General features: G+C 69.1%; 22 protein-coding genes and 2 pseudogenes. 10 read left to right on the top strand and 14 right to left on the bottom strand.

Features of this window, described 5'->3' with window-relative positions; translation table 11 throughout:
- Positions 1 to 34: 34 nt before the first annotated feature.
- The 4 genes from AB0C36_RS26540 to AB0C36_RS26525 all read right to left on the bottom strand — a co-directional run bounded on the left by AB0C36_RS26540 (position 35) and on the right by AB0C36_RS26525 (position 3412).
- Positions 35 to 394: an NADH-quinone oxidoreductase subunit A gene (locus AB0C36_RS26540; protein ID WP_358358379.1), complete on the bottom strand. Its 360-nt coding sequence runs from the start codon at positions 392 to 394 to the stop codon at positions 35 to 37.
- A 553-nt stretch (positions 395 to 947) separates the two neighbouring features.
- Positions 948 to 1901 carry an HAAS signaling domain-containing protein gene (locus AB0C36_RS26535; protein ID WP_358358376.1) on the bottom strand — a complete coding sequence of 318 codons (954 nt, stop codon included), beginning with the start codon at positions 1899 to 1901 and terminating at the stop codon, positions 948 to 950.
- Positions 1898 to 2221 carry a PadR family transcriptional regulator gene (locus tag AB0C36_RS26530; RefSeq protein ID WP_358358373.1) on the bottom strand — a complete coding sequence of 108 codons (324 nt, stop codon included), beginning with the start codon at positions 2219 to 2221 and terminating at the stop codon, positions 1898 to 1900. Before AB0C36_RS26530 ends, AB0C36_RS26535 begins: the two co-directional genes overlap by 4 nt.
- Positions 2222 to 2410: 189 nt before the next feature.
- A complete protein-coding gene (locus tag AB0C36_RS26525; RefSeq protein WP_358358369.1) occupies positions 2411 to 3412 on the bottom strand; it encodes an adenosine deaminase in 1002 nt (333 codons plus the stop codon).
- 283 nt (positions 3413 to 3695) lie between these two features.
- Between AB0C36_RS26525 and AB0C36_RS26520 the strand changes: the two genes are divergently transcribed.
- Positions 3696 to 4865 (top strand): PP2C family protein-serine/threonine phosphatase, encoded by a 1170-nt coding sequence (locus tag AB0C36_RS26520; RefSeq protein WP_358358366.1) that lies wholly within the window; start codon positions 3696 to 3698, stop codon positions 4863 to 4865.
- Positions 4866 to 4889: 24 nt separating this feature from the next.
- Here the strand turns inward: AB0C36_RS26520 and AB0C36_RS26515 are convergent, their stop codons facing one another.
- The 5 genes from AB0C36_RS26515 to AB0C36_RS26495 all read right to left on the bottom strand — a co-directional run bounded on the left by AB0C36_RS26515 (position 4890) and on the right by AB0C36_RS26495 (position 8896).
- On the bottom strand, positions 4890 to 5417 hold the full coding sequence (locus tag AB0C36_RS26515; RefSeq protein ID WP_358358363.1) for an O-acetyl-ADP-ribose deacetylase: 528 nt from the start codon (positions 5415 to 5417) through the stop codon (positions 4890 to 4892).
- A 4-nt stretch (positions 5418 to 5421) separates the two neighbouring features.
- Positions 5422 to 5826, bottom strand: a complete 405-nt coding sequence (locus tag AB0C36_RS26510; protein WP_358358360.1) for an ArsR/SmtB family transcription factor — start codon at positions 5824 to 5826, stop codon at positions 5422 to 5424.
- Between the two features lie 75 nt (positions 5827 to 5901).
- Positions 5902 to 6378, bottom strand: a complete 477-nt coding sequence (locus AB0C36_RS26505; protein WP_358358358.1) for an SRPBCC domain-containing protein — start codon at positions 6376 to 6378, stop codon at positions 5902 to 5904.
- A 213-nt stretch (positions 6379 to 6591) separates the two neighbouring features.
- On the bottom strand, positions 6592 to 7980 hold the full coding sequence (locus tag AB0C36_RS26500; RefSeq protein ID WP_358358355.1) for a WD40 repeat domain-containing protein: 1389 nt from the start codon (positions 7978 to 7980) through the stop codon (positions 6592 to 6594).
- A gap of 250 nt (positions 7981 to 8230) precedes the next feature.
- Entirely contained in the window at positions 8231 to 8896 is a 666-nt protein-coding gene (locus tag AB0C36_RS26495; protein ID WP_358358428.1) for a DNA-binding response regulator, read from the bottom strand.
- 73 nt (positions 8897 to 8969) lie between these two features.
- On the opposite strand from AB0C36_RS26495, the gene AB0C36_RS26490 reads away from it, so the two are divergent.
- Positions 8970 to 9818 carry an aldo/keto reductase gene (locus AB0C36_RS26490; RefSeq protein ID WP_358358352.1) on the top strand — a complete coding sequence of 283 codons (849 nt, stop codon included), beginning with the start codon at positions 8970 to 8972 and terminating at the stop codon, positions 9816 to 9818.
- Positions 9819 to 9938: 120 nt separating this feature from the next.
- Here the strand turns inward: AB0C36_RS26490 and AB0C36_RS26485 are convergent, their stop codons facing one another.
- A complete protein-coding gene (locus AB0C36_RS26485) occupies positions 9939 to 10538 on the bottom strand; it encodes an ATP-binding protein (protein ID WP_358358349.1) in 600 nt (199 codons plus the stop codon).
- 159 nt (positions 10539 to 10697) lie between these two features.
- On the opposite strand from AB0C36_RS26485, the gene AB0C36_RS26480 reads away from it, so the two are divergent.
- The 4 genes and pseudogenes from AB0C36_RS26480 to AB0C36_RS26460 all read left to right on the top strand — a co-directional run bounded on the left by AB0C36_RS26480 (position 10698) and on the right by AB0C36_RS26460 (position 12234).
- Positions 10698 to 10826, top strand: coding sequence for a hypothetical protein (locus AB0C36_RS26480; RefSeq protein ID WP_358358347.1), 129 nt, complete (start codon positions 10698 to 10700; stop codon positions 10824 to 10826).
- Between the two features lie 11 nt (positions 10827 to 10837).
- Positions 10838 to 11250: pseudogene (locus tag AB0C36_RS43375) on the top strand (DUF5753 domain-containing protein).
- A 20-nt stretch (positions 11251 to 11270) separates the two neighbouring features.
- Positions 11271 to 11426, top strand: a complete 156-nt coding sequence (locus AB0C36_RS26465; protein ID WP_358358339.1) for a DUF397 domain-containing protein — start codon at positions 11271 to 11273, stop codon at positions 11424 to 11426.
- 301 nt (positions 11427 to 11727) lie between these two features.
- A complete protein-coding gene (locus AB0C36_RS26460) occupies positions 11728 to 12234 on the top strand; it encodes a hypothetical protein (RefSeq protein ID WP_358358334.1) in 507 nt (168 codons plus the stop codon).
- A gap of 129 nt (positions 12235 to 12363) precedes the next feature.
- Here AB0C36_RS26460 and AB0C36_RS26455 read toward each other — a convergent pair whose 3' ends face one another.
- Together AB0C36_RS26455 and AB0C36_RS26450 are read right to left on the bottom strand one after the other, a co-directional pair.
- The gene (locus AB0C36_RS26455) at positions 12364 to 13989 is read right to left on the bottom strand and encodes a hypothetical protein (RefSeq protein ID WP_358358331.1); all 1626 of its coding nucleotides are present in this window, start codon (positions 13987 to 13989) and stop codon (positions 12364 to 12366) included.
- 545 nt (positions 13990 to 14534) lie between these two features.
- Complete coding sequence (locus AB0C36_RS26450; RefSeq protein WP_358358328.1) at positions 14535 to 15497, bottom strand: glycosyltransferase family 2 protein; 963 nt, start codon at positions 15495 to 15497, stop codon at positions 14535 to 14537.
- A 623-nt stretch (positions 15498 to 16120) separates the two neighbouring features.
- On the opposite strand from AB0C36_RS26450, the gene AB0C36_RS26445 reads away from it, so the two are divergent.
- The gene (locus tag AB0C36_RS26445) at positions 16121 to 17239 is read left to right on the top strand and encodes an AraC family transcriptional regulator (protein ID WP_358358326.1); all 1119 of its coding nucleotides are present in this window, start codon (positions 16121 to 16123) and stop codon (positions 17237 to 17239) included.
- A 340-nt stretch (positions 17240 to 17579) separates the two neighbouring features.
- Here AB0C36_RS26445 and AB0C36_RS26440 read toward each other — a convergent pair whose 3' ends face one another.
- A complete protein-coding gene (locus AB0C36_RS26440) occupies positions 17580 to 18056 on the bottom strand; it encodes a tautomerase family protein (RefSeq protein ID WP_358358324.1) in 477 nt (158 codons plus the stop codon).
- Positions 18057 to 18170: 114 nt separating this feature from the next.
- Between AB0C36_RS26440 and AB0C36_RS26435 the strand changes: the two genes are divergently transcribed.
- On the top strand, positions 18171 to 18647 hold the full coding sequence (locus AB0C36_RS26435; RefSeq protein WP_358358321.1) for a winged helix-turn-helix transcriptional regulator: 477 nt from the start codon (positions 18171 to 18173) through the stop codon (positions 18645 to 18647).
- Positions 18648 to 18814: 167 nt separating this feature from the next.
- On the opposite strand, the gene AB0C36_RS26430 is transcribed toward AB0C36_RS26435, so the two are convergent.
- Entirely contained in the window at positions 18815 to 19765 is a 951-nt protein-coding gene (locus AB0C36_RS26430; protein ID WP_358358319.1) for a GlxA family transcriptional regulator, read from the bottom strand.
- 180 nt (positions 19766 to 19945) lie between these two features.
- On the opposite strand from AB0C36_RS26430, the gene AB0C36_RS26425 reads away from it, so the two are divergent.
- Positions 19946 to 20881 carry an NAD-dependent epimerase/dehydratase family protein gene (locus AB0C36_RS26425; RefSeq protein WP_358358317.1) on the top strand — a complete coding sequence of 312 codons (936 nt, stop codon included), beginning with the start codon at positions 19946 to 19948 and terminating at the stop codon, positions 20879 to 20881.
- A 228-nt stretch (positions 20882 to 21109) separates the two neighbouring features.
- Positions 21110 to 22516 (top strand): annotated as a pseudogene (locus AB0C36_RS26420) (DUF885 domain-containing protein); the annotation flags it as partial.
- Between the last annotated feature and the right edge of the window lie 91 nt (positions 22517 to 22607).

Raw genomic sequence — 22607 nt, 5'->3', positions numbered from 1 at the left:
GGATCCCTGCGTCAGTTGCCTACGGCGGTACGGGTCAGTCCCACTCGAGGCCGCCGCGACGCCACAGGTAGGCGTAGGCGACGAACACGGTGAGGATGAAGAGCGCCATCTCGATGAGACCGAAGATGCCCAGGGCGTCGAAGTACACCGCCCACGGGTAGAGGAAGACGATCTCGATGTCGAAGATGATGAAGAGCATCGCCGTCAGGTAGTACTTCACCGGGAAGCGCCCGCCGCCGATGGGCTGCGGTGTCGGCTCGATACCGCACTCGTACGCCTCCAACTTGGCCCGGTTGTACCGCTTGGGCCCGGTCAGCGCGCCGGCGACGAGGGAGACGATGCCGAACGCCGCCGCGATGCCGCCGAGCACGAGGATCGGCGCGTACAGGTTCATGGCCGCACTGCTCCCTTCCGTCCATCTGGCCCGGTCACAACCACCCGCTTGTGAGCATGTGACCAGGTTCACAAGCACCCGGAACGGCGCCGATCCTACGCCTCTTCCGATGTGATCTGCGACACGGGTGCAGTTCGATCATGATGTGATCTTCAACACCTGATGATCGATCAGAAACGATTGCTCACGGGCTTGATTCGACGTACCGCACAGATTCGGACACGCTGCGCTAGGGATGCGACGGCGAAGCAACGCGCTGGATGGCGATCTTGAACGCGCCCTATATCAGGCGATTTTGCAGATCATCAAATTTGATCGAAAAACGGCACCGTGTTAGGGGACCCTCAGTTCTCCCGGAGTGCGCTCCGGTGCTGGTCGGGAGGGTGATCGGGGCGGGCTCGGCGGGAGTTCCGCAGCCCGTCGCCCCGCCGTGCGGGGACGCGCGTACGCCCCCGGTCGGCTGCGCGACGCACGCATCGCGTGGTGCTTGATGCGGGCGATTCGGCAGCGGGCCGAGGGCGTACGTGGGTCTGGTGATGTCGGGCGAGGTGGCTTAGGTGAGGTGGTTGTGGACGGCCGTCGCCGAGGCTCCGGCGGGCCACACGGGTCCCGACGAACCCGGCTGCACCACGGACACGCGCCCGTCGTGCACGACGGCACCGGCGTAGTAGTCGGTACGGCCGCGGGCCTCGTCGAAGACCAGCCCGATGCCCAGGCCGACGGTGAAGGTCGTCAACGGGACGGCGAGCCACAGCAGACGGCGGTCGCGCCCGACCGTGCGCCTGAGCACGCGGCCGAGCCGGATGCACGGGAGCAGGGCGATCAGGGCGATCACCACCCCGGCGGCCGGCGCGGCGCCGGCCTTGTGCGCCCCGACACCGAGGCCGACGGCCACGAAGATCCCCCACAGGCGTGCAATTTCGGCCAGGTCGGCCCGCAGTTCGCGGGATGGGCGAGGCAGCGCGCCGCCCGGCGAGGCGGTCTCGCCCGCGGCCCGACCCGCGCTCGGCGTGCGGACGAGGGAGAAGCGCCAGAGCGGCACCGCGTCGAGCGACGGGGCCTGTGCCCTCAGCCATTGGCCCGGGAGGGCGGCGAAGAGCACGGCGGCGGCGGTCAACGGACCCCAGACCCACGAATCCGCGTCGGCCATGACGGTGACGCCCGAGGCCAGTGCGAACGCCGCGGACACGAACAGCGCGGCAACCGCCAACTGGTTCGGCGCCACCTGCATGGCCCCCGGGCTGCCCACCGCGGGCGGGTAGCCGGCCGCGACGCGGAACTCGTCGGCGTACTCGCGCGGGGTGCCCAGCCGGGCACGGAGCGCGGCCATGCTGATCTCGCCTCCCGCGGCCGTGAGTTCGCCGACGACCTCGACGAGGTTGGTCTCGACCTCCTCGAGCGCGTCGGCCAACTCCTCGCCGGGCAGGTCCGCGAGGGCGGCGTACACGGCGTCGCGGTAGTCGGCGCCGAGTTCGTGCAGCAGGGTGGTGGTGCCGTTGGCGCTCACAGCGTCTCTCCCGTCAGGTGGGACATGGTGCCGGCGAACTGCCGCCAGGTCTTGGTGGATTCGCGCAGCCGCTCGCGGCCGAGGTCGTTGAGTGCGTAGTACTTGCGGTGCGGGCCGGAGTCGCTGGCCACGGCGTACGAGGTGAGCAGGCCCGCGTTGAAGAGGCGGCGGAGCGTGCCGTACACCGACGCGTCACCCACGTCGTCGAGTCCGGCGCTGCGCAGGCGGCGTACGACGTCGTAGCCGTAGCCGTCCTCGTCGCGGAGCACCGCGAGGACCGCGAGATCGAGCACACCTTTGAGCAACTGGCTTGTGTCCATGGGCTCCCCGAATCGTCTGCATCGCAGAGTACCACGCAATGCGTAGTAGTGGGGATAGAGGAAGACCCCCGGCCGTCAACCGTCCGGGGGTCCTCGCGTGCGGCGCGGGTCGGCGCGTGGCGCCGGTCGGCTCCGGGCTGCCGTAGGGCGCGGTCGGCCAGATGGCTCCGGCCTGCCGTGCGGCGCCGGTCAGCTGAGCGCGTACGCCTCCAGTTCCGCGAGATACGCGTCCTTCAACTGCCGCGGCAGCCAGGTGATTTCGAAAGCGTTGCGTTGGAGCTGCATCAACTCGCCCCGCGTCAGGTCGAGTTCGCGTTGAGTGACCTCGATGTTCTCCTGGACGTAGCCGTCGAAGTAGGCGGGGTCGTCGGAGTTGAGGGTGACGCGCATGCCCTTGTCGAGCATTTCGCGGATCGCCTCGCCCTTGATGCCGTCGACGACGAAGCCGTTCGAGATCGGACAGACCGTGAGGCCGATGCCACGGCGCAGGATCTCCTCGACGAGGACCGGGTCTTCGAGCGAGTTCACGCCGTGGTCGATGCGGTCGACCCCGATGTCGAACAGCGCCTGGCGGATGTGCTCGGCGGAGTTCTCCTGGTCGACGTCGCAGTGCATGGTCAGGCGGTAGCCCTCGGCTCGGGCGCGGGCGTACACCGCGGCGAACTTGCTCGGCGGGTTGCCCTTTTCGTCGGAGTCGAGGCCGACCCCGGCGATCCACTCGCGGTACGGGAGGGACTGGACGAGCGTGGCCATCGCGTACTCGGCCTGGAAGTCGCGCAGGAAACACATGATGAGCTGGGCGCGGATGCCGAGGCGGGTGTGGGCATCGTCGATCGCCCGGCTTAGCCCGCGTACGACGACGTCGAACGGCACGCCGCGCGAGGTGTGCGCCTGGGGGTCGAAGAACATCTCCACGTACCGCACGTTCTGGCCCGCGGCCTTGGTGAGGTAGGCCATCGCGAGGTCGTAGAAGTCCGGCTCGTGGAGCAGGACGTTCATGCCCTCGTAGTAGATGGTGAGGAACGACGACAGGCTGTCGAACCGGTAGGCGGCGCGCATCTCGTCGACGTTCGCGTACGGCAGTTCCATGCCGTTGCGCTCGGCCAGCGCGAACTTCAGCTCGGGTTCGAGAGTGCCTTCGATGTGCAGGTGCAGCTCGCACTTGGGGAGCCCCGCGATGAACTCGTTCATGGGGCCAGCGAAGCAGGTTGTTTGGGCCCGCACAATCGGCCCCCCGGGGTGTGGGGCGGCGGCTTCGGGCGGGGCGTGCCAGCGTACGACGGTCCCGGGCCGGACGGGACGGGACCAAGGTCCTTCGCTCCCGTGCCTCCAGACAGGCCCAGCGGCCCTGCCGACGGGCGACCCCGGTGCGTAACTTTGAGGCAGAACGTCCTGGGAACGGCCGGAGCGCCCTTGGCGGGCTCCGGGCCCCCGTCAGGTGTGTTCAGGCCTACCTGCCCTACGTAGGAGAACCATGTGTGCCCCCCGCTGGATGTGCCTTACGCGCGCTGAATGGCAGAACGTCGCCCTTGTATTGGCCATCTCGCTGACCGACGCCGCGCTCGGCCCCCACGTGGGGCTGCTCGCGCTGTTCGCGGTCGGGCCCGCGTTCGCCGCGGCCCGCGGGTCGGTACGGCATGTGTACGCGATCGGGACCCTCTCGGTGGCGCTGACCGGCCTGTCGGCGTACATCACGTCGTCGGTCGGCACCCAGCGGACCGTGGTCGCCCTGGCCGCCGTCGTGGCCGTGACCTTCGCGTCCGCCGCGGCGGCACGCGTCCGGATCCGCCAGGAGCGTCGCCTCGCGGACGTACGCCAAGTGGCCGCGGTGGCGCAGAGCGTGATCCTTTCGCCGCCGCCCGAGGACACCGGGCCCGCGGAGATCGCCGTCTCGTACGTCTCCGCGGCGGACGACGCCGAGATCGGCGGGGACTTCTACGAGGCGGTGCCGGTCGCCGGCGGGCTCCGCGTCATCGTGGGCGACGTGCAGGGCAAGGGGCTCGACGCGGTGCGGACCGCCTCGGCCGCGCTGTCCGCCTTCCGCGAGAGCGCGCCGGACGCCTCCGAACTGCGCGGCGTCACCGCCAAGATCGCCTGCGCCCTGCAACGGCGCCCGAAGGACGAGCAGTTCGTCACCGCGGTGGTCGCCGAACTGGATGACGACGGCCGGCTCACGCTGCTGAACTTCGGCCACCCCGACCCGGTGATCGTCCGCGCGTCCGGGGAGGAGGTGCTGGCCGAACCCCGCGATCCTGGGCTGCCGTTGGGGCTGGAGTGGCTCGGCGGCGGAGGTCCGGGCGTACACCGGACCCGGCTCGCTCGCGGTGATCGTGTCCTCTTCTATACGGATGGCCTCGCCGAAGCCCGCGACTCCGACGGGCAGTTCTACCCGCTGGTCGCGCGCACCGGGCTGTTGCGCGAAGAGAGCCTGGACGCGTCACTGGCCGAACTGCGGCGTGATGCGCAGAAGTACGCCGGGCACCGCGTACTGGACGACTCGGCGCTGATGCTGCTCGAATACCGCGGGCCGACCGCGGGGTCAGACGACGCGCCTCCACAGCTCCGCGGTAGTCGGCCGCTCAAGTACACGCCGACCTGCGACGTGTGCGTAACGGCGAAGTGCCCTATGGCTGCCCGTAATTAGGCGCCCGAGAGCGGGTGGTCGGCTTCAGCCCTCATCCGACTTCGCGAGCTCCGCCTCGAAGACGCCGAACGCCTCCGCACCGAAGAGCACGAAGCGCGCTTCCTCGACCTGCGTGTCGGCCGCCCGTACCGTCCCGATCGCGATCCGCGCGGCATCGTCCATCGGCCAGCCGTAGATCCCCGCCGAGACGGCCGGGAAGGCGACCGTACGCGCGCCCAACTCGTCAGCCACGCGCAGCGATTCGCGGTAGCAGGAGATCAGGAGCTCGGACCGGTCCGCACTGCTCGACCACACCGGGCCGACCGTGTGGATGACCCACCGGGCGTCCAGCCGGCCGGCCGGAGTCGCCACGGCCTGGCCGGTGGGCAGGCCGCGGCCGTACTTCGCGGCCCGTAGGTCCCGGCAGGCGTCCAGGATCTCCGGGCCGCCCTTGCGGTGAATCGCCCCGTCGACCCCGCCGCCGCCCAGCAGCGACGAATTCGCCGCGTTCACGATCGCGTCGACCGACTCATCGGTGATGTCACCTTGCACCAGCGTGATCCGCGCAGTCATGAGGTCACCGTACGTCCGGGCCCTCCTCGGGCGCCTCCGCAATCTCCTTGATCACCGAGAGCCGTCGGTCCCACTCCGCCGCCCGCAGGCTCATCCACCGCGCGGCGGCGGCCAGCGGCTCGGGCTCGACCCGGTACCGCACCTCGCGCCCGACGGCTTCCGCCTTGACCAGTCCGGCACGATCCAGCACCGCGAGATGCTTCACCACCGCCTGCCGGGTCACCGGCAGCTCGGTGGCGAGGGAAGTGGCCGTGCCGACCCCCTTCTGGGCCAGCAACTCCAGGATGCGCCGCCGCGTGGGGTCCGCGAGGCCCGTGAACACGTCCTCGACTCGCGCTTCCTCGACCTGCGCTTCCTCGACCCTCGGGCCCTTGAGCCGCGCGTCCTCGACCCGCCTGTCCGCACCCATCCCGCCACCTCCCCTCGGCGCCCACCGATGCCCCGAGCATCATCCAGCACCGCCCGGTGCCGCCTGGGAGGGCCCTCACCCGGCGGCCGAAAGCACTTCTTCGACGCGCTTGCGCAGGTCCTCGGTGACGATCGTCCAGCCCTCGGTGTTGTCCTTGAACCGGGCTTCGAGCTCGGCGTCGTCGGCCCGTACCGCGGTGATCCCGCTCTCCACCACCCGCAGCCGGGTTCCGTCCCCTTCCTCCGTGAGGGTGAACGTCACCAGCGTCCGGTTCCCGTCCGTCGGCCGCGTCCCCTTGCCGGCGCCGACGAGCGCCCACCAGTACGAGAACCGCCGCGGCGCCTCGATCTCCTCGATGAGCACCGGGATCTCCCCGAACTCCTCGTGGTCGAAGACGACCCATCCGCCGGGCCGGAAGTCCGCCGAGGTCGGCTCCGGCATCCCGAACCAGGTGCCCATGTGCCGGGTCTGCGTGATGACGTCCCAGACCCGCCGCGGCGGAGCCGCGATCAGTACGTCCCGCTCGATCGTGTCCACAACCTGTGCAGCCATGACAGCTCTCCTTGCGCTAGTGACGCCGATAGACCTGCTACCTCCAGGTTGCACGTGCCGGGCGGTTAGCGCAACCCCGGGGTTGCACGAATGTGTCCACGGCACTCCGGTGCCTGGTGCCCGCGGCCTCGGCCCCGGCCTCGGTCGCTGCCCGGCCTTGGTCGCTGCCGCGGCCTTGGTCGCTGCCGCTGTCGCTGCCGCGCCAGGTGCTCGCTACTCCCCCGATGCGAAGGGCGGGTTCTCCGGTCCCATCGCGAAGACGGCCAGTTGGGTCTCACCGTTGGCGAAGTCGTCGTCGCACGGTTGCAGGGCGGCGACCAGTCGGCGTCCGTTTGGCGACCAGGCGAGGGCGCCGACGTACGTCTCCATCTGTCGGCCCAGGATGATCCGGCGGTCGGCCATCCGCCAGATGCACAGTTCGTGCGGGCGTGTGTCGCCGAACGACCGCCGGTAGGCGAGCCTGCGGCTGAACGAGGCGGCAGCCAGATACGCCCCGTCCGGGCTCGCCGCGAGCTCGAACAACCGCTCGGAGGCGTCCATGACCTTGTCGACCACCTGGGCAGTCACGGGGTCGACCACGTAAAGGTTCTGCTGCGTACCGAGGAACAGCCGTGAACCGTCCGCCGAGAAGGCCTTGCACTGGATCGGATCCCACTTGCCCGCGTGCGAGATGGTCCGCTGCGGCAGTTCGTCGGTCGCGTGCAGGTCGTAGCCGCCTTCCCCGCCGCCGTTCGGGGTGACCCGGTGGATGCCGTCGTGCGACCGCAGATGTCCCAACTGATAGGCCGCCGTGGTCTCTTGCCGGGTGCGGACGTCGAGGCTCCACTGCGCTTCGGGGCGCGAATCGGTCAGCTTGCTGTACGACTTGATCGTCAGCACGTGCTCGCCCGGCACCCACATCGGCATCGGCACGATCCAGTCCCCGGCACTGGTGTGGGCGACCTCGGACCAGTCGGTGGTGTCGTAGATCCACACCAGGCCGCCCCAACTGGTCGCAGCCAGGTACTTGCCGTCGTCGGAGAAGTCCAAGCTCCGTACTTGGTGGCCCTTCGCATCGACCTTCTTCCCCGCGAACGGGCTGATGCGGCGGACCGGCTCTGCGAGGTCGGGGATGTGCGAGGCGTCCTCCGCGGTCCATGTGTCGGCGTTCATCGGGAAGATCGTCGTGCCCCATGCGTCGCCCGGCGCGAGCGTTTCGATGCACCGCTCGTCCGTCACCCACACGTCGAAGTCGAACTGCACCAGCAGGTCTTCGTCTTTCCAGCCGCCGTCGCGCTCGTAGTAGAAGTCGTGCAGCTGTTCCCACTGCTCGGGCGTGGGCGGGTGGTTGCGGGTGGCGACCCGTTCGATGCGCGAGACGAACCGGCGGGCGTTGTCCTCGACCCACCCGAAGTCGAGCATGGTGTCGACGTCCAACATCCTTGCCAGCGGGCCGGGTTGGTCCGAGGAGGCGGACGCGTGCCAGCGTGCGGCCTCCCACAGCACGAAGAAGAAGAACCCGGGGTCGTCCGGCACCGGCGGGCACATCTGGCTTCCGGTGTCGTAGTAGACCGCGAACACCTTGAAACGGACGCGGAGTTCCTTCGGGTCGACATCCAGCACGCGGACACCGTAGATATCGGTCGACATTGCCGTCTCTCGTCGGGGGCTTTCCGGGGACGACGCCCGATCGTGGCACAGCGCTCCGACGCCGCGGCCGACGTGATCCATCGGACGCGCCGCGCGCCGCGTAGGGCGGACGTCCGGTGATCGAGGGTCGGTCGAGACGGACTTGCCGGACTTACCGGGACAGCTCTATCGGGGGGCGGCTGTACTGGGGCGGCTCAACTTGGGCGGCTCTACTGGGGCAGCCCTACCGGGACAGCCCCAACTCGCCTGCACGCAACCCGGCTTGGAAGCGGGAGTCGGCCTCCAGTTCGGCCATCAACTCGGCCACGCGGCGTCGGTACGTACGTACCGAGACGCCGAGCCCCTTCGCCGCCGCTTCGTCGGTCTGGCCTGAGCCGAGCGCCTTGAGGATTGTGCGGCCGTCGGCGTCGAGGTGTGGGAAGTCGCCACGCAGGTAGGTCTCGAGGTCGTCGGAGGCGTCCCAGAGCGCCTGGAACAGCGAGCGAACGCCGTCGACCAGGACCTGCGACGTCGTCACGGTGTATTCGCGGCCGCCAGGGCCTTCCGGGCCGGCGAGGATCATGACGCGTCGGTCGATGAGGATGGTCTCGTGCGGCAGCGGCGAGCGGCTGATCCGTACGAGGGCGCCCTGACCGCGTACCAGGCGCAGGTGCGCGCGGGCCCCTTCGTCGGTGAGGGCCATCGGGCTGAGCAGCTTTTGAGGAGCGAAGGCCGTGGGGGCTGCTGCGCGCATGCGATTTCGTACGGCGGCTCTGGCTCCCGGGTGCGACCAGGTCCTGAGGTCCCGGGCAGCGCACAGGAACTCGGTGCGTACGGACTCGAAGAGATGGCCTGCGCGCGCGATCAGCTCAGCGTCCCCCCGCACGGAAAAGACCTCTTCGTTCCGCATCCGCATTCCCCCAGTTTGGCAGCAAGCTGCCACGAAGGCCGCGGGCGTCGTATCGGCGGGCAGCATGGGCCTCATGACGATCAAGACCTTCTCCCTCGGTGGAGATCTGGAGATCAACCGGCTCGGCTTCGGTGCGATGCGCCTGGCGGCGGGCACGCGTACCGGTCCTGTACGCGATGCTCAGACCGGCATCGCCGTGCTGCGGCGGGCGGTGGAACTCGGCGTGAACCACATCGACACGGCGGCCTTCTACGGCAGGGGCGGGGTGTGGGCGAACGAGCTGATCCGCAAGGCGTTGACGCCGTACCGCGATGATCTGGTGATCGCGACGAAGGTGGGGCCGTTGCCCGGACCGGACGGCGTACCGAGCGGGCAGGCGACGGCCGATCAGCTGCGCGGCCTGGCCGAAACGGATCTGCGCGCTCTGGGGCTGGAGCGGCTCGACCTGGTCTATCTGCGGGTCGGCGGAGTCACCGGGGCGGGTGGCGAGGCGATCGCCGAGCGGTTCGCGGTGCTGGCCGGTCTCCGCGCGGAGGGGCTGATCCGGCACCTGGGCGTCAGCAACGTGGACGCCGTCCAACTGGCGGAGGCGCGGGCGATTGCACCGGTCGCGGCGGTGCAGAACCGGCACAGCGATGACCTGAAGCTGCTGGCGGAGACGGAGGACGCGGGCATCGCGTACGTGCCGTACTTCCCGCTCGGCGGAGGAATCGGCGGCAGTCCGATCGACGCCGAACGGGTCGGCGCGGTCGCGGCCCGCCTGGGCGCGACGGCGGCGCAGGTCATGATCGCGTCGCTGCTGGCGATGTCGTCGACGGCCTTGGCGATTCCGGGCACAGGGTTGATCCACCACTTGGAGGAGAACGTCGCGGCGGGGGATCTCCGGCTCAGTGAGGAGGACCTGTCCGAACTGCGGCGCTGAGCAACCAGTTCGCGCGCTGGACGATGGCCTACCGGCTCGGGCGCGCCTTGCGGCCATCGGTTCCGCCGCTCGCTGACGTCCGCGTTGCGCCTAACCCGCTCGCACACATGCCCGTGCCGATCACGTGGTGCTGTCCCGCTCGAAGCGCGCGCAGATTGCCTTGGAGTGGCCGCTGACGACGACTTCGAGACCGTCCGAGACCTCCTTCGCCAGAAGCAGGCCGCGGCCGTTGGTGGCCGCGTCGCTCGGCCGTCGTACCTCGTCCAAGGCCGGCACGTCCGCGGTTGCGGGATCGGCGACTTCGACCAGCAACACGGAGGGGTTGACGTACATGGTCAAGATGACCGACACGCCGAATCGTTCGGCGAACGGTAGGGCGTTGGTGACCAGTTCGGACGCGACGAGCACCGGGCCGAACGAGTCGATGCCGTGCTCGTCGCAGACTGCATCGACTTCGCGGCGGGCGTGTCGTACACACTCGGGCGTCGGTTCGTAGGCGAAGCGGTACGTCGTTTCGGCGGACGCGGGCAGTTCGGGCGCGGCACGCTTGTGATCGCCCCGCGCGTACGGCGTGCCGCAGGGGCCTTGCGCCGCAGCGGCGGGAGCGTACGAACCGGGCTGGACAACCGGGGCAGTGCCACTGGCTGGATTCCGACCTCGACTCGTGTCAGCGACGGGTGCTGCCAACGCGCGGACGTGGGCGCGCTGTTCGTCGGACACGGTGCACACCTCCTCGGATGAGTGATTTCCGGTAACCAGGCAACCAGCCACCGGATACGTTGGACATGGTGTTCCGCGGCGCATCTGAATCGTCGAAAGCAACGCGCCGTGCCCGCGTAGCCGACGCGATCACGACGTGTGGACCATGGGGAGGTTTCGGTGGCAGCGCGCAAGCAGTACTCGTCGCCGGAGGAAAGCGTTGCCCTCCTGGCGCACCTCGCCGCAGAGATCCGGTTCCGCCGCGAGGCGGCCGGGCTGTCACGGGAGCAGTTCGCGAAGCTGCGCTGACCTCCGCGCAGGTGGAGCACAAGGTCCAACAGCGGATGAAGCGGGGGGAGATCTTCCGCAAGGACCATGAGGTGTCACTGGGCTTCGTCGTGGACGAAGCCGCCATCAGGGGCGTTCCCAAAGACGACGGTCTGGCCGCCGAGCAACTCACTTGTCGTCGGCAGTGGCGCGGTTGCCGAACGTGTCCCTCGGTGTGATCGCCTCCAGCGAGGGCTTCTATGCATGCATGCACGGGACGTTCACACTCCGCTCCTTTGAGGACGCCAGCGAGGTCTGCTACCTGGTGGCCGCTGACGCATCTCGCATCAGCACTGACCATCACAAGATCGCGACGTTTCGTGATGCATACGATGGGCTCCAGTCCGCAGCGCTGTCGCAACGGCTGTCCGAAGAGCTGATCCGAGAGGTCTTGGAGTCCCCGTGAAGACGAGCACCACAACGGTCATGCCCGACGCTGCTTGGTCCAAGTCGTCGTACTCCGCTCCCACCGACGACAATTGCGTCGAGACGGCCCGATTGCTTCACGACGCAGTCGGCGTGCAGGACAGCAAGGACCTGACGAAGGGGCACTTCACGGTGCCGACGCAAGCCAGCGAGTAACTCTCCTGAGCACCAAGGGTCCTTGGCACCCCACCGATGAACTTCACCACTTGCACGACAGTGAGCAAGCGGCGACGTTCGATCGCACTCGCCACGAGGTCGCCCGACGAACAGCATTCGTACGCGCCCGCCACACCCGCAAGGTTCACCCTGAGCCCGAAGTGTCCTTTTCGCGAAGCTGGCAAATACAGCCCCAACCCCACGACAAGCCCACAGGTCAACAAGCCTGCTCCCCGCGCACTCGGGGGTTCTGATAGATGAGGACGTCGTCGTTGGTCGTGCTGCTTGCCCAAGGGGGATCGTGTACGAGATCACCGCTGTAATAGCCGAAGCAGGCTTGCTACATGAGAAAACCGCCAGCTTGGAAGGCGCTGCCATCGCCGTGCTCCGCCAGGGCATTGCCCTGCTGCCAATGCCGGACGCCTTGTTCACGGAGATGATCGACGTTCTGCCGGAGAAGTTCCGAGGACGAATCTCGGCGGAGAACCCCTTCTATCGGACGATGCACCCAGCGCTGGAATCCCTGCTGGCGGGGTGGTCGAGCGAGCGTCCGATTGCGTACGTGGAGGCCGACTTCTTCGGAGGTGACGGATACCAGTCGGCTGTCGTGTGGTCCGGCGGTAGACGGCACTGGGGGCCGGTGGTTGACGACAAGTTCGACGGCCCTCGGGGCGATTGGCCGATCAACGGGGCGCTAGCGCGCTTGGGCGTACAACGAGACGAGGGCGCGTCCGACCTATTTGATTCCGTCGGCCTTGGCCGCGAACGCAGCACGCACGACTGGCTCCCCCAAGCTCACACGGCGTAGGAACCGCACACAGCCCGCGCTCGCCCCCGGCGCCGACGTCGACCTCCGTGGCGCCGTCATCCACGGGCCGCTGCCGTCGTTTGCGCGGTGCCGGGCTGTTCGAATCAAGGCGCCCTGTCGGAGGACGATTTACAGTGCCCGTTCGAGGCTTTTGGCGAGGTGTCGCCCGCTGGGGAGGGCGATGTGGACGTCCGGGTAGGCGCCGGTTTTCACCACGGGAATGACGGAGTGGTCTGGGACCGGATTGGCCGTGGAGCCCTGTATGGGGCTCAAGGACCGGCTCAGCACGCCCAGCACGGCATCGTAGGCGGAATCGACGTGTGTGGAGGGCATGTCGCGTCCTGAAGTGGGCGTCACCAGGCGCAAGGGCGCTGGACCGCCCCGCCCTCCGAGGCGGGGAGCAAATGCCGGTTCGGGCCCGGGCAGGCACCACGCGCATGTGTCTCCGGTCACGGCTCCGATGCTGTCGTGGGCCTCGATGCCCGGCAGTGGCGCTCGCGCAGGCGCACGGTCGAGACCGTGAGGCTGTCGCTGCGGGGGGACGACGCCCAGTGCCCTGGATCTCGCGCGTTTTGCGGCTTTGTGCTGGGTCTCGCTCCCGAATTGCCACCGCCACGAGCCTGCCCAGGACAGATCGGCGAACGAGCGGTTCACAGTCGGGTCCCCTGCGACCACGCGACGTATCTCCTGGGGAAACCGCTCGCGCACCTTGTTCAGTTCGGCGAGCACGGCGTCGAGGTCCCGACCGCGGTATCCGACCGCATGGCGGTAGCCCAGTAGCAGCGCGGCCGTGCGAACGGCGCGTACAGCCTCTGGGTTTTTCCAACGTGGAGGTGTGAGACGGAAATTCGGGGCGGACACGCGAAAACGTTCGTCGATCGGCCCCCGACCGGACACGCGCGCCACGCTTTCACGCGGCCCTTGCGTGATGGCCTCCCAGATGGTGATCGCCTGATTGCTCAAGAGGGTCAGCTTCGGGTCGTCCGGAACGTAGGGGAGGATCGCCTTGCCGATCGGTTGTTCCGGGGGAACATGCACGAGATGTCCTTTGATCCGCGTGGGCCTGGGGTGCTCCGGCGTGACCAGGGCGAGGGCCAGATGCGATTGGACGTCCCAGCCAAAGGCCGTGTGCATTGCTTCGGACATGCTCCCGAGCAAGCCGTTGTCGACCACGATCACCCGCGCGTCAGGGTTGTCCACGGGCAAGCCGAGGCGCTGCAAGTACGTGCGGACGTTGCGTAGTTGCCCGTGCTCACGGAACCTGCGGGCGACTTCGGATCGGACGAAACTCGTCCTGCTGGTCCCCTCCTCCCGCTGCGGCGCAGGTGTACGCGGCGCGGGGCGGCCGGCCGCGCGTGCCTCGCGTCGCTCGTGCTGCCGCAGCAGGGCTTTCATCACGGGACGGGACAGACGGGCCTCAACGGTGTGTCGTGCGACGAAGTCGGGATCCAGCCCACGGCATCCGGCAGCCAACGCATGGCCGTCGCGCCCGAGGAACACGATGTGCACATGGGGATCGCGTCTCACTGCTTCACGCAGGTCGCGCAGGATTGAGGCGGCAAGCCATGTGTTGAAGGGGGCATAGTCGGCCTCGAGCGTGCGGTAGGCATCGATCACGGTCATCGTGTCGGCCAGGTTCAACCCGTACTGTCGGCATATTCGCTGGACAGACTGCCCGGACACTTCGATCGGGGTGTCCGGGAAGTCGCGGTACTCACGGGGCAGTCCTCGGCGGCGCCCGATCAGCTTGAACATCCATGTCCTGTCATCGGCGAGGTCAGCCGAAGTCGTCGCGTCGCCAATGCCGGGTGTTCAGGCGGCGCCCGCCGAATGAGGGGTTCAAGCGGGCAAACAGCCTTGGCCTGGATGGAGAGGCAACGCAGATCATCGAGCGCATACAAAGCAGCCCGGGAGTACCGGCCGTTGACAGCCCAGCACTCCATGGCCGGTCCGTGGCGCTCCCTCTCGCCGCACCGTTCGGACCATCAGGGCGACCGTCACTGTCACCTGACCCTGCTGTGCTCGCGTACGTACTGGGTTGCTTGTCGGGTGAGTTCGGAGAAGCGCGCGGCTGAGACGAAGGACGCCGAGCGCCGCACTGCTACGTGGAGATGGAAGGCGGTGAGGCGGTGAGACGCCTGCTTCGTCACCACGCCGCCCTCTTGGACGCCGTGATCGAGCGGGACCAAGAAGAGCCGCTCAAGCGGTTCTCGCCCGCCTGGAGACCAACGAACGGATAGCCCGGCAAAACGTCGCGGCCGTCACCGACCGACAACCGACCTTGTTCGCGCTCGACAGCCTCACCCGACGGTAGCCCCGCCCGTGGCGCGGATGGCCTCGACCCTGGCACGGTGGTACGCGCCCGCGATCCGGCGCCGAGGGGCGTACTCGGGGCCTTTCACGGTCTGCTCCGTGTGCCGGCGGTACCGGTAGACCGGATCTCCGCCGAGGTAGTGCCCGGGATGCCGTTCGCTCGCGGCCAACACCAGTGCGGTGTCCTCGCTCGTCGGCAGGGCCGGCCAACCGCCGACATCCCACAGCACCGACGTCCGCCACAGCACCGCGCACCCGTGGAAGGGCAGGAACCCCAGCCGCAGGTACGTGTCGTACACCACGCCGCGCTCTTGAGGCCCTACGACCAGATAGTGCGGGAAGGCGATCTCGACGCCGTCGCCGGGGAGGTCGTCGGTGAGCCCCGCGCACCATGCCGTGCCGGTGGCCTCCGCCGACGCGAGGAGCCGGTCCAACCCGCCCGGCAACCATTCGTCGTCGGCGTCCAGCACCGCCGTCCATTGCGTGCGCACGTGGGAGAGCGCCACCGTACGAGCCGTCGACGGACCTGCGGCCCGTCCCGCCGCGATCAACCGGAGATCCGGCACATGCGGACGGCATTGGTCCTCGACGAGTTCGGACACATCCGGCGGAGCGGCGTCCCCGTCCCAACACACGATCCAGTCCACCGGGGTGTCCTGTGTCGCCAACGACCGCGCAGCGGCGGGCAGATAGGGCAACGACTTGCGATACAACGCCGTGATCACCGAAATCCGGCTCGTTCCTCGTACGGTCGGCTCCACCGACACCTGCACTTCCTCTCGTCCTCGACCATGACGTTGGACGCGTCGCCCGCCAGACGCGTCGAAGCCGCGACCCCGGCACCAGGGCCGGCCGTCACAACATCGGGACCACGCCGGACGAACAGCCAACGGCAAGGGACGGGTTCGCCGCCCGGTCCGGCGTCCCGTCCGCGCGAAACGAGCGGACATTGCGCAATCGCTACCTCGCCAGGCGAAGAACTGTGGGTACGCCGCGGACGGAGGCTCCGGGACCCGCGGGGGCACGTACGGGGAGCCGGCCTGGGTCCGCGGGTCCCTCCCGGGACCGTCGCGCCCGGCGAGGCCGGCCAGGTGCATATGCCGGCGCGTACGGTGCCGGGTCCATTGGCTGTCGGTCGGACCGTAGTTGCGCGGCACGCCTGAACTGCAGTTTCTCGGCACCGCGACAAGGCAAGACAGACGCGGGACCAGGCTCGCAGTCAGCAATGACATTGATTCGCATATGAATGTCAGAATGATATGAATCTTGGACATCAGCGCGGCATCTCTGTTTTGCTGGCGCCTCAACCGCGCCGCCGTGCACGCCAAATAGCACGGGACGCGGTCGACAACGGGGAGATGCGAACGGAGGAGGGACGAGGCACGTGCGTGCGGATCTTGAAACGCCCGGAACGAGAGGCGGACAACAGCCCGACGGCCCTGCCCCGAACGCCCTCGCGAAAGCATCGTGCCCGGTTCCGGTTCCGCTGCCCGGCCCGGACCCGACAAGGAACACCGCGCACACACCGCCCACGGTGGCCGCCCACCCCGCCGCTGCGGCCGTGTGATCCGGCATGGACGAGCAGCAGAACGCCACAGGCATGCCGACGGCACGGATGCTCTACCACGGTGACGACGCGGCAGCGCTGCACGCGTTCACGAACCAACTACTCGCCCCCCACGACATGGTCTTCCACGACTCGCGTCCCCTGAGGGCCTCGTTCGCCGAGCTGCACTCGGGCCGGATAGCGGTCTACGACCTCGCCTTCGGCACCGACGTCGTTCTCGACGGCTACGAGGGGCTGAAGGGTTACATCGCCTGCATCGGCCACCGTGGCCGTGCTGCCCTGACCTACGCCGGCAGCGCGACGCCGTTCAGCCCGAGCATCTCCAGTCCCGGCCCCGTGGTGTCCTCACGCCTGGACGCCGACACCACGACCCGCCTCATATGCCTGCCACGCGTGGTGGTGGACAACGCCGCCCGCGTTTCCCTGGACGGCGACACCGACACGTCCCTGGCGTTCGAGCCACTGATCGACACACGGCGCCCCGAAACCCAGGCGTGGCTGCGCCTCGCGCACGGTTTCGCGCGTGGAGCCTCCGGCTACCTCGCGGCCTCGCCCCTGGCGGTGGGGCACTACGAGCAGTTGCTGGTGCACGCGTTGGTCGCGCTGCAGCCGCACAACCGTGCCCGGGCGGGCGGAAACGACGTCCGGCCCGTCACGCGGGGTGTTCTCCGCAGGGCGATGGTGTTCTGCGAGGACAACATCGACCGCCCGATACAGGTCGCCGACATGGCCGCCGCTGCCCGGGTGAGCGTCCGGACCCTCCAGAACGAATTCCGCCGCCGACTGGACCAAACACCGCTGCAATACCTCCGCGACCTCCGGCTGGCCAATGCGCACGCGGACCTGCGGGCCATTGCCTCCGGGCAGGCCGCCGGGTCGGTCGCGGAGGTCGCCGCCAGGTGGGGCTTCCCCGAGAGGCGCTACTTCACCACCATGTACGCGCGTGCCTACGGCCAACTGCCCTCCGACACCATGCGGCGCGGCGGCACGGCCGACACCCCGACGGTGGAGGGCCGTAAACGGGCGCCAGCATTCGACGGCCGACGTTTCGCCGGCTCTCTTTCGCCCTCGCTCCCCTGCCACGCGCTTACCGGCCAGGACCGCGGCGGCGATCCGCCCACATGAGGCACGCCAAACGTCCTTCCTCCCCGTGGCAGTTCAGCTCGGACGCGCCGAGAAGACGGCGACCTTCAGAACGTCCAGGCCGCAGACGTGCGAGGCGGCTCGGGGATCAGCCGTATGCCTTGGCCGCCGACACTGCGGCGGTCACCTCGGACACGAGCTTCGCGCTGCGCGGCGCGGGCGCGGGCGCGGTTCGAGCCACCTCGGCACGTACACACCTGGATCGCGTGGCCCCTGGAGGTCTGACCGAGGCAGGGTCTTCGCAGTCTCGGGGATCTGACACCACTGCTATCGCCCGTGGACCTCGACGCCGCGGAACTGGCCGTACGTCAGACCGATCGAGTCAGGCTCGGGATTCCGCGAGGCGCTTCGCGGCGTACTCGGCGCCGGCCTGCGGGTCGCCCAGGACGTATCCGGCGATGTCGGCAAGGCGGTTGATGCGGCCTGCTCCGCCCCACGTGCCGTCCGGCATCTCCGTGGCGAACACCCAGACGCGCGAGGCGGCTCGGGGGTCGGTCGTACCCTCGGCTGCCAACACGGCGGCGGTCACCTCGGCGACGAGCTTGGCGCGGCGGCTGTCGTCGAACTGCCCTTGCGGGACGGTCGCAACGAACCGGTAGCGCGGTTCGTCCGCAGGGGCGCCCGCCACGTACACCGTCTCGGGACGGTGGAGGAACACCCAGGCGATCGACCGTGCCGCGACATCAGTGGGATCCGCGCCCTCGTTGCGCAGCAGGATGTCGGTCAACTCGGCGAGCAGTTCGCGTTCGACGTCGGCGGGGAGCGCGTTACTGGGAATGTAGGCGTCGAGCATCGGCATGTCGGCCTCCGGGCCTCGATGTCAGCTTGAGTTTAATTATTAAACCCAGCAGGATGCCGTTACCCTAGACGCGCTGCGTTGCATAAGTCAACCCAGCCTGCCTACAGTGGCCCCGTGCTCGAACGTTCCCGATACGCCAGCGACAACTGCCCCGCCGCGCGAACGCTCGCCGTCGTCGGCGAGCGGTGGACCCTGCTCATCCTGCGCGAAGCGTTTTACGGGCAACGCAGGTTCGAGGACATCCAGCGCACGCTCGGCGTCGCTCGCAATCTCCTCGCCACCCGGCTCGCAACGCTGGTCGAGCACGGACTGCTGGAGCGCCACCCGTACCGGGAGGCCGGCAGCAGGGAGCGCTTCGAGTACCGGCTCACCGAACGCGGCATCGAGCTGTTCCCGATCCTGCTGGCCCTGATGGAGTGGGGCGACCGGCACCTCGGGGACGAGGACGGCCCGCCGGTCATCGTCGAACACCGGGACTGCGGCGCCGAGATCCAACTCGACATCACCTGCGAGGCCGGCCACACGGGACTGACCGCGCGCGACACCATCCCCCGCCCCGGCCCCGGCGCCCGCCTCGCGGACCCGGCCTGACTCTCAAAGCACAATTGGTCCGTTCAACGAAGTTGGCAAACTCGGTCCTGGCGCCCAGGCAAACACGCAGGACAGCAAGACTGCTCTCCGCGCACGCGGGGATGTTCCCGACGAAGTCGCCTCTCTGAACCGGGTCGTGGCCTGCTCCCCGCGCACGCGGGGTTTTCTTATCTGTCCCCGGGGGTGGCGAAGGCGGCTCGGTAGGCGGTGGGGGTTACGCCGACTTTCCTGACCAAGTGTTGGCGGAGGGAGTCGGCGGTGCCCAGGCCGCTTTGGTGGGCTACCTGGTCGACCGGCAGGTCCGTCGTTTCGAGGATCTGGCGGGCGCGGTCGAGGCGTTGGTGGAGGAGCCACTTGGCGGGGCTCAGGCCGGTCTCGGCGTGGAAGCGGCGGGTCAGCGTACGGATGCTCGTGCCGGCGTGGGTGGCGAGGTCGGCGAGAGACAAAGGGCGGTGGAGGTGTTCGAGGGCCCAGGTGCGGGTTGCGGCGAGGGTGGTGGTGCCCTCGGGTGGGAGCGGGGTTTCGATGAGCTGCGTTTGGTCGCCTGCGCGGATGGGGGCGGCGACCACCAAGCGTGCGGTGTTCGCTGCGACGGCGGCGCCGTAGTCGTTGCGGACCATGTGGAGGCACAGGTCGATGCCCGCGCTCAGGCCCGCCGAGGTGAGGATCTGCCCCTCGTCGACGAACAATACGTCCGGCCGTAGTTCGACCTCGGGGAAGCGGCGGGCGAACTCGCCGGACATTGCCCAGTACGTCGTCGCGCCGCGGCCGTCGAGCAGGCCGGCCTGGGCCAGGACGAAGGCGCCGGTGCAGATGGATGCGATGCGTTTGCCCGCGGCGGCGGCCGTACGGAGGGCGGCCAGGACACGCGGGTCCGTCTCGTGGCGGTCGCCGGTGCCCGTCACGATGACGGTGTCGGCGTCCGCGATGACGTCCAGGCCGTCGCGTACGACGACGTCCGCGCCGATGTAGCCGGAGATGATGCCGGGCTCGGCGGTGCACAGGCGTACGTCGTAGCCAGGCCCGCCGTCGACGATCGTCCCGCCGAAGACCGTGCCGGGGATCGACAGGTCGAACGCGATCACCGGTGGCACGGCCACAACAGCTATCCGGTGCATGGCCAGAACCTCCGGTTGCTTGGCATTTCCGCCACTCCCCCGCGCATCAACGCGCGGCGAAGGTGGACACACATCCGGAAACCCGGGCGTCGCTCCGGATCTTCCGTGGCCACCGAGGCCACCGATCCGCGCACACCATGTGCCACACCGTAGCTGCCATCCCGTACAGGAGATTTCGCCATGCCTCTGCACGTGATCACCGGAGCTGGCGCCACCGGTGTCGCCACCGCTCAGCTGCTCGCCGAGTCCGGGGAACGCGTCCGCATCGTCAGTCGCAGTGGACGCGGCCCCGAGCACCCGCTCGTCGAACGCGTCGCCGCCGACGTCACCGACGCCGACCGGCTCACCGAACTGCTCAGCGGTGCCCGGACGCTCTACAACTGCGCGGCACCCGCGTACGACCGTTGGCGCGAGGAGTTCCCGCCGCTCGCGGATGCGCTCCTCACGGCCGCCGAACGCGCCGGAACCGACTACGTCATGCTCGGCAACATCTACGGCTACGGCCCGTTCGAGGGGCCGCTGCGGCCGGAGCAGCCGATGGCTCCGACGACCGGCAAAGGCCGCGTACGCGCGGACATGTGGCACCGAGCGCTCGCCGCGCACGAGGCGGGGCGCGTACGCGTCACCGAGATCCGCGCCAGCGACTACCTCGGCCCGCACGCCTTCTCGCTGTACAACCTGATGGTCACGCCGTATCTGCTGGCGGGCGAAGAGGCGCTGTACCCGGCCGATCTGGATGTGGCGCACAGTTGGACGTACACGGGAGATGTGGCCCGTACGCTCGTCGCCGCGGCGGCAGGGCCCGACGAGGTCTGGGGCCGGGCGTGGTTCGTGCCGTCGGTGTCCGACGCCTCCGCGCGCGAGCTGACGGCGCGTCTCGCCGAGGTGGCGAACACGCCCGCACCTCGGCTGGAGCGCATGGGCGCGGACGCGCTTGCGCAGCTGGCGGCCCAGGACTCGGTGATGGCCGAGATCGAGGAGATGCAGTACCTGGATGACCGGGACTGCGTGTTGGACGCGTCCGAGACGGAGGCCGTTCTCGGCGTCAAGCCCGCGGCGCTGGACGACGTCCTCCGCGAAATGGCGGACGCGGCCCGGCAGAGCGTCGGCGGCTGAAGCGTGCTCGCCGGGTGCGTACGTCTCGCGGCGCGCCTCTCGCCGCACAGGTCTCGCTCGCCCACGGCTCGCCCCCGCACGTCTCGCCCATAGACATCTCGCCGTACGCATCTCCTCGTGCGCGTCCTGCCGCCGCCCGACCGACCCCGGGGGCGGCGGCGGACGGCGGACGGCGGCGAGCGCGCAACCTACGTGACGTGGGCACGGTCGCCGTATGAGGATGGGCAAATGTCTGACAACAGCCTCCCCACGCCCCGTCAGGTTGCCGACGCGTACGTCGACGAGCTCATCGCTCTCGACCCCGTCACCGGGACCATGCTCGGTGTCCCCGAAAGCGCAGGAAAGCTGCCCGATCTCTCCCCAGCGGGCCAGGAGGCGCGCGCGGAGCTGGCGCGGGCCACGCTGGCCAAGCTCGCCGAGGCCGAGCGGCAGCCTGGCGCCGACAGCGACGCCGAGCGGCGCTGCGCGCGTCTGCTGCGCGAGCGGCTGACGGCCGAGCTGGCGGTCCACGATGCCGACGAGGGCCTACGTACTGTCGGCAACCTGGGTACGCCGCTGCACACCGTGCGCGAGGTGTTCACCGTGACGCCCACGCAGACGGACGAGGACTGGGCGGCGGTCGCGGAGCGCCTGCGGGCCGTACCGGGCGCGTTGGCCGGCTATCAGGAGTCGCTCGCGCTCGGCCTTGAGCGGAAGTTGTACGCGAGCCCCCGCCCCACGGCCACCTGCATCGCCCAACTCGGCGAGTGGGCCGGCAGCGGCAACGGCCATGACGACAACGAAAGCAACGGGCGCGGCTGGTTCGAGGACTTCGCCGCCGCGGGCCCGGACTCCCTGCGTACCGAACTCGACGAGGCCGGGCGCGCCGCCACCGCCGCCGTCGTGGCGCTGCGCGACTGGATGCGGGACGTGTACGCGCCGGCCATCGCCGACGCCCCGAACACCGTCGGCCGCGAGCGGTACGCCCGCTGGTCGCGCTATTTCAACGGCACCGACCTCGACCTGGACGAGGCGTACGCCTACGGCTGGTCGGAATACCGGCGCCTCCTCGGCGAGATGCGCGCGGAGGCCGAGAAGGTGCTGCCCGGGGCAGAGACGCCCTGGGAGGCACTGGCCCACCTCGACGAGCACGGCACGCGTATCGAAGGCGTCGACGAAGTGCAGGCGTGGCTGCAAGGCCTGATGGACCGGGCGATCGACGGCCTCGACGGCACGCACTTCGAACTCGCCGAGCCGGTACGCAGGGTCGAGTCCCGCATCGCCCCGCCCGGCAGCGCGGCCGCGCCGTACTACACACCGCCGTCGGAGGACTTCACCCGCCCCGGCCAGACGTGGCTGCCGACCATGGGACGCACCAGCTTCCCGGTCTACGACCTGGTGTCGACCTGGTACCACGAGGGCGTTCCGGGCCATCACCTCCAGCTCGCGCAGTGGGCGTACATCGCCGACAGCCTGTCGCGCTACCAGGCCACCATCGGCATGGTCAGCGCCAACGCCGAGGGCTGGGCACTGTACGCCGAACGCCTCATGGACGAACTCGGCTTCCTCACCGATGCCGAGCAGCGCCTCGGCTACCTCGACGCGCAGATGATGCGCGCGACCCGCGTCATCGTCGACATCGGCATGCACCTTGAACCGCCCCGGGTTTGATGGAGATCTCAGATGGTTGCTGTGACGTGGGGTTTCGCGGTTGTCTGGTAGTAGTTGGCTTCGTACTCGACGGGCG

This window comes from Streptodolium elevatio (genome assembly GCF_040649515.1).
Lineage (GTDB): Bacteria > Actinomycetota > Actinomycetes > Streptomycetales > Streptomycetaceae > Yinghuangia > Yinghuangia elevatio.
The sequence above is the reverse complement of the archived record's forward strand: the minus strand, read 5'-3'. Positions and strand labels throughout refer to the sequence as shown.

What these genes read in the sequence shown, in the direction of transcription:
- AB0C36_RS26525 (WP_358358369.1), bottom strand. Translation starts at nt 3,412, where the DNA reads ATGAACGAGTTCATCGCGGGGCTCCCCAAGTGCGAGCTGCACCTGCAC.
- AB0C36_RS26450 (WP_358358328.1), bottom strand. Translation starts at nt 15,497, where the DNA reads ATGTCCGCTCGTTTCGCGCGGACGGGACGCCGGACCGGGCGGCGAACC.
- AB0C36_RS26520 (WP_358358366.1), top strand. Translation starts at nt 3,696, where the DNA reads ATGTGTGCCCCCCGCTGGATGTGCCTTACGCGCGCTGAATGGCAGAAC.
- AB0C36_RS26430 (WP_358358319.1), bottom strand. Translation starts at nt 19,765, where the DNA reads ATGCACCGGATAGCTGTTGTGGCCGTGCCACCGGTGATCGCGTTCGAC.
- AB0C36_RS26490 (WP_358358352.1), top strand. Translation starts at nt 8,970, where the DNA reads ATGACGATCAAGACCTTCTCCCTCGGTGGAGATCTGGAGATCAACCGG.
- AB0C36_RS26505 (WP_358358358.1), bottom strand. Translation starts at nt 6,378, where the DNA reads ATGGCTGCACAGGTTGTGGACACGATCGAGCGGGACGTACTGATCGCG.
- AB0C36_RS26515 (WP_358358363.1), bottom strand. Translation starts at nt 5,417, where the DNA reads ATGACTGCGCGGATCACGCTGGTGCAAGGTGACATCACCGATGAGTCG.
- AB0C36_RS26445 (WP_358358326.1), top strand. Translation starts at nt 16,121, where the DNA reads ATGGACGAGCAGCAGAACGCCACAGGCATGCCGACGGCACGGATGCTC.
- AB0C36_RS26425 (WP_358358317.1), top strand. Translation starts at nt 19,946, where the DNA reads ATGCCTCTGCACGTGATCACCGGAGCTGGCGCCACCGGTGTCGCCACC.
- AB0C36_RS26530 (WP_358358373.1), bottom strand. Translation starts at nt 2,221, where the DNA reads ATGGACACAAGCCAGTTGCTCAAAGGTGTGCTCGATCTCGCGGTCCTC.
- AB0C36_RS26440 (WP_358358324.1), bottom strand. Translation starts at nt 18,056, where the DNA reads ATGCCGATGCTCGACGCCTACATTCCCAGTAACGCGCTCCCCGCCGAC.
- AB0C36_RS26510 (WP_358358360.1), bottom strand. Translation starts at nt 5,826, where the DNA reads ATGGGTGCGGACAGGCGGGTCGAGGACGCGCGGCTCAAGGGCCCGAGG.
- AB0C36_RS26455 (WP_358358331.1), bottom strand. Translation starts at nt 13,989, where the DNA reads ATGTTCAAGCTGATCGGGCGCCGCCGAGGACTGCCCCGTGAGTACCGC.
- AB0C36_RS26465 (WP_358358339.1), top strand. Translation starts at nt 11,271, where the DNA reads ATGCCCGACGCTGCTTGGTCCAAGTCGTCGTACTCCGCTCCCACCGAC.
- AB0C36_RS26540 (WP_358358379.1), bottom strand. Translation starts at nt 394, where the DNA reads ATGAACCTGTACGCGCCGATCCTCGTGCTCGGCGGCATCGCGGCGGCG.
- AB0C36_RS26495 (WP_358358428.1), bottom strand. Translation starts at nt 8,896, where the DNA reads ATGCGGAACGAAGAGGTCTTTTCCGTGCGGGGGGACGCTGAGCTGATC.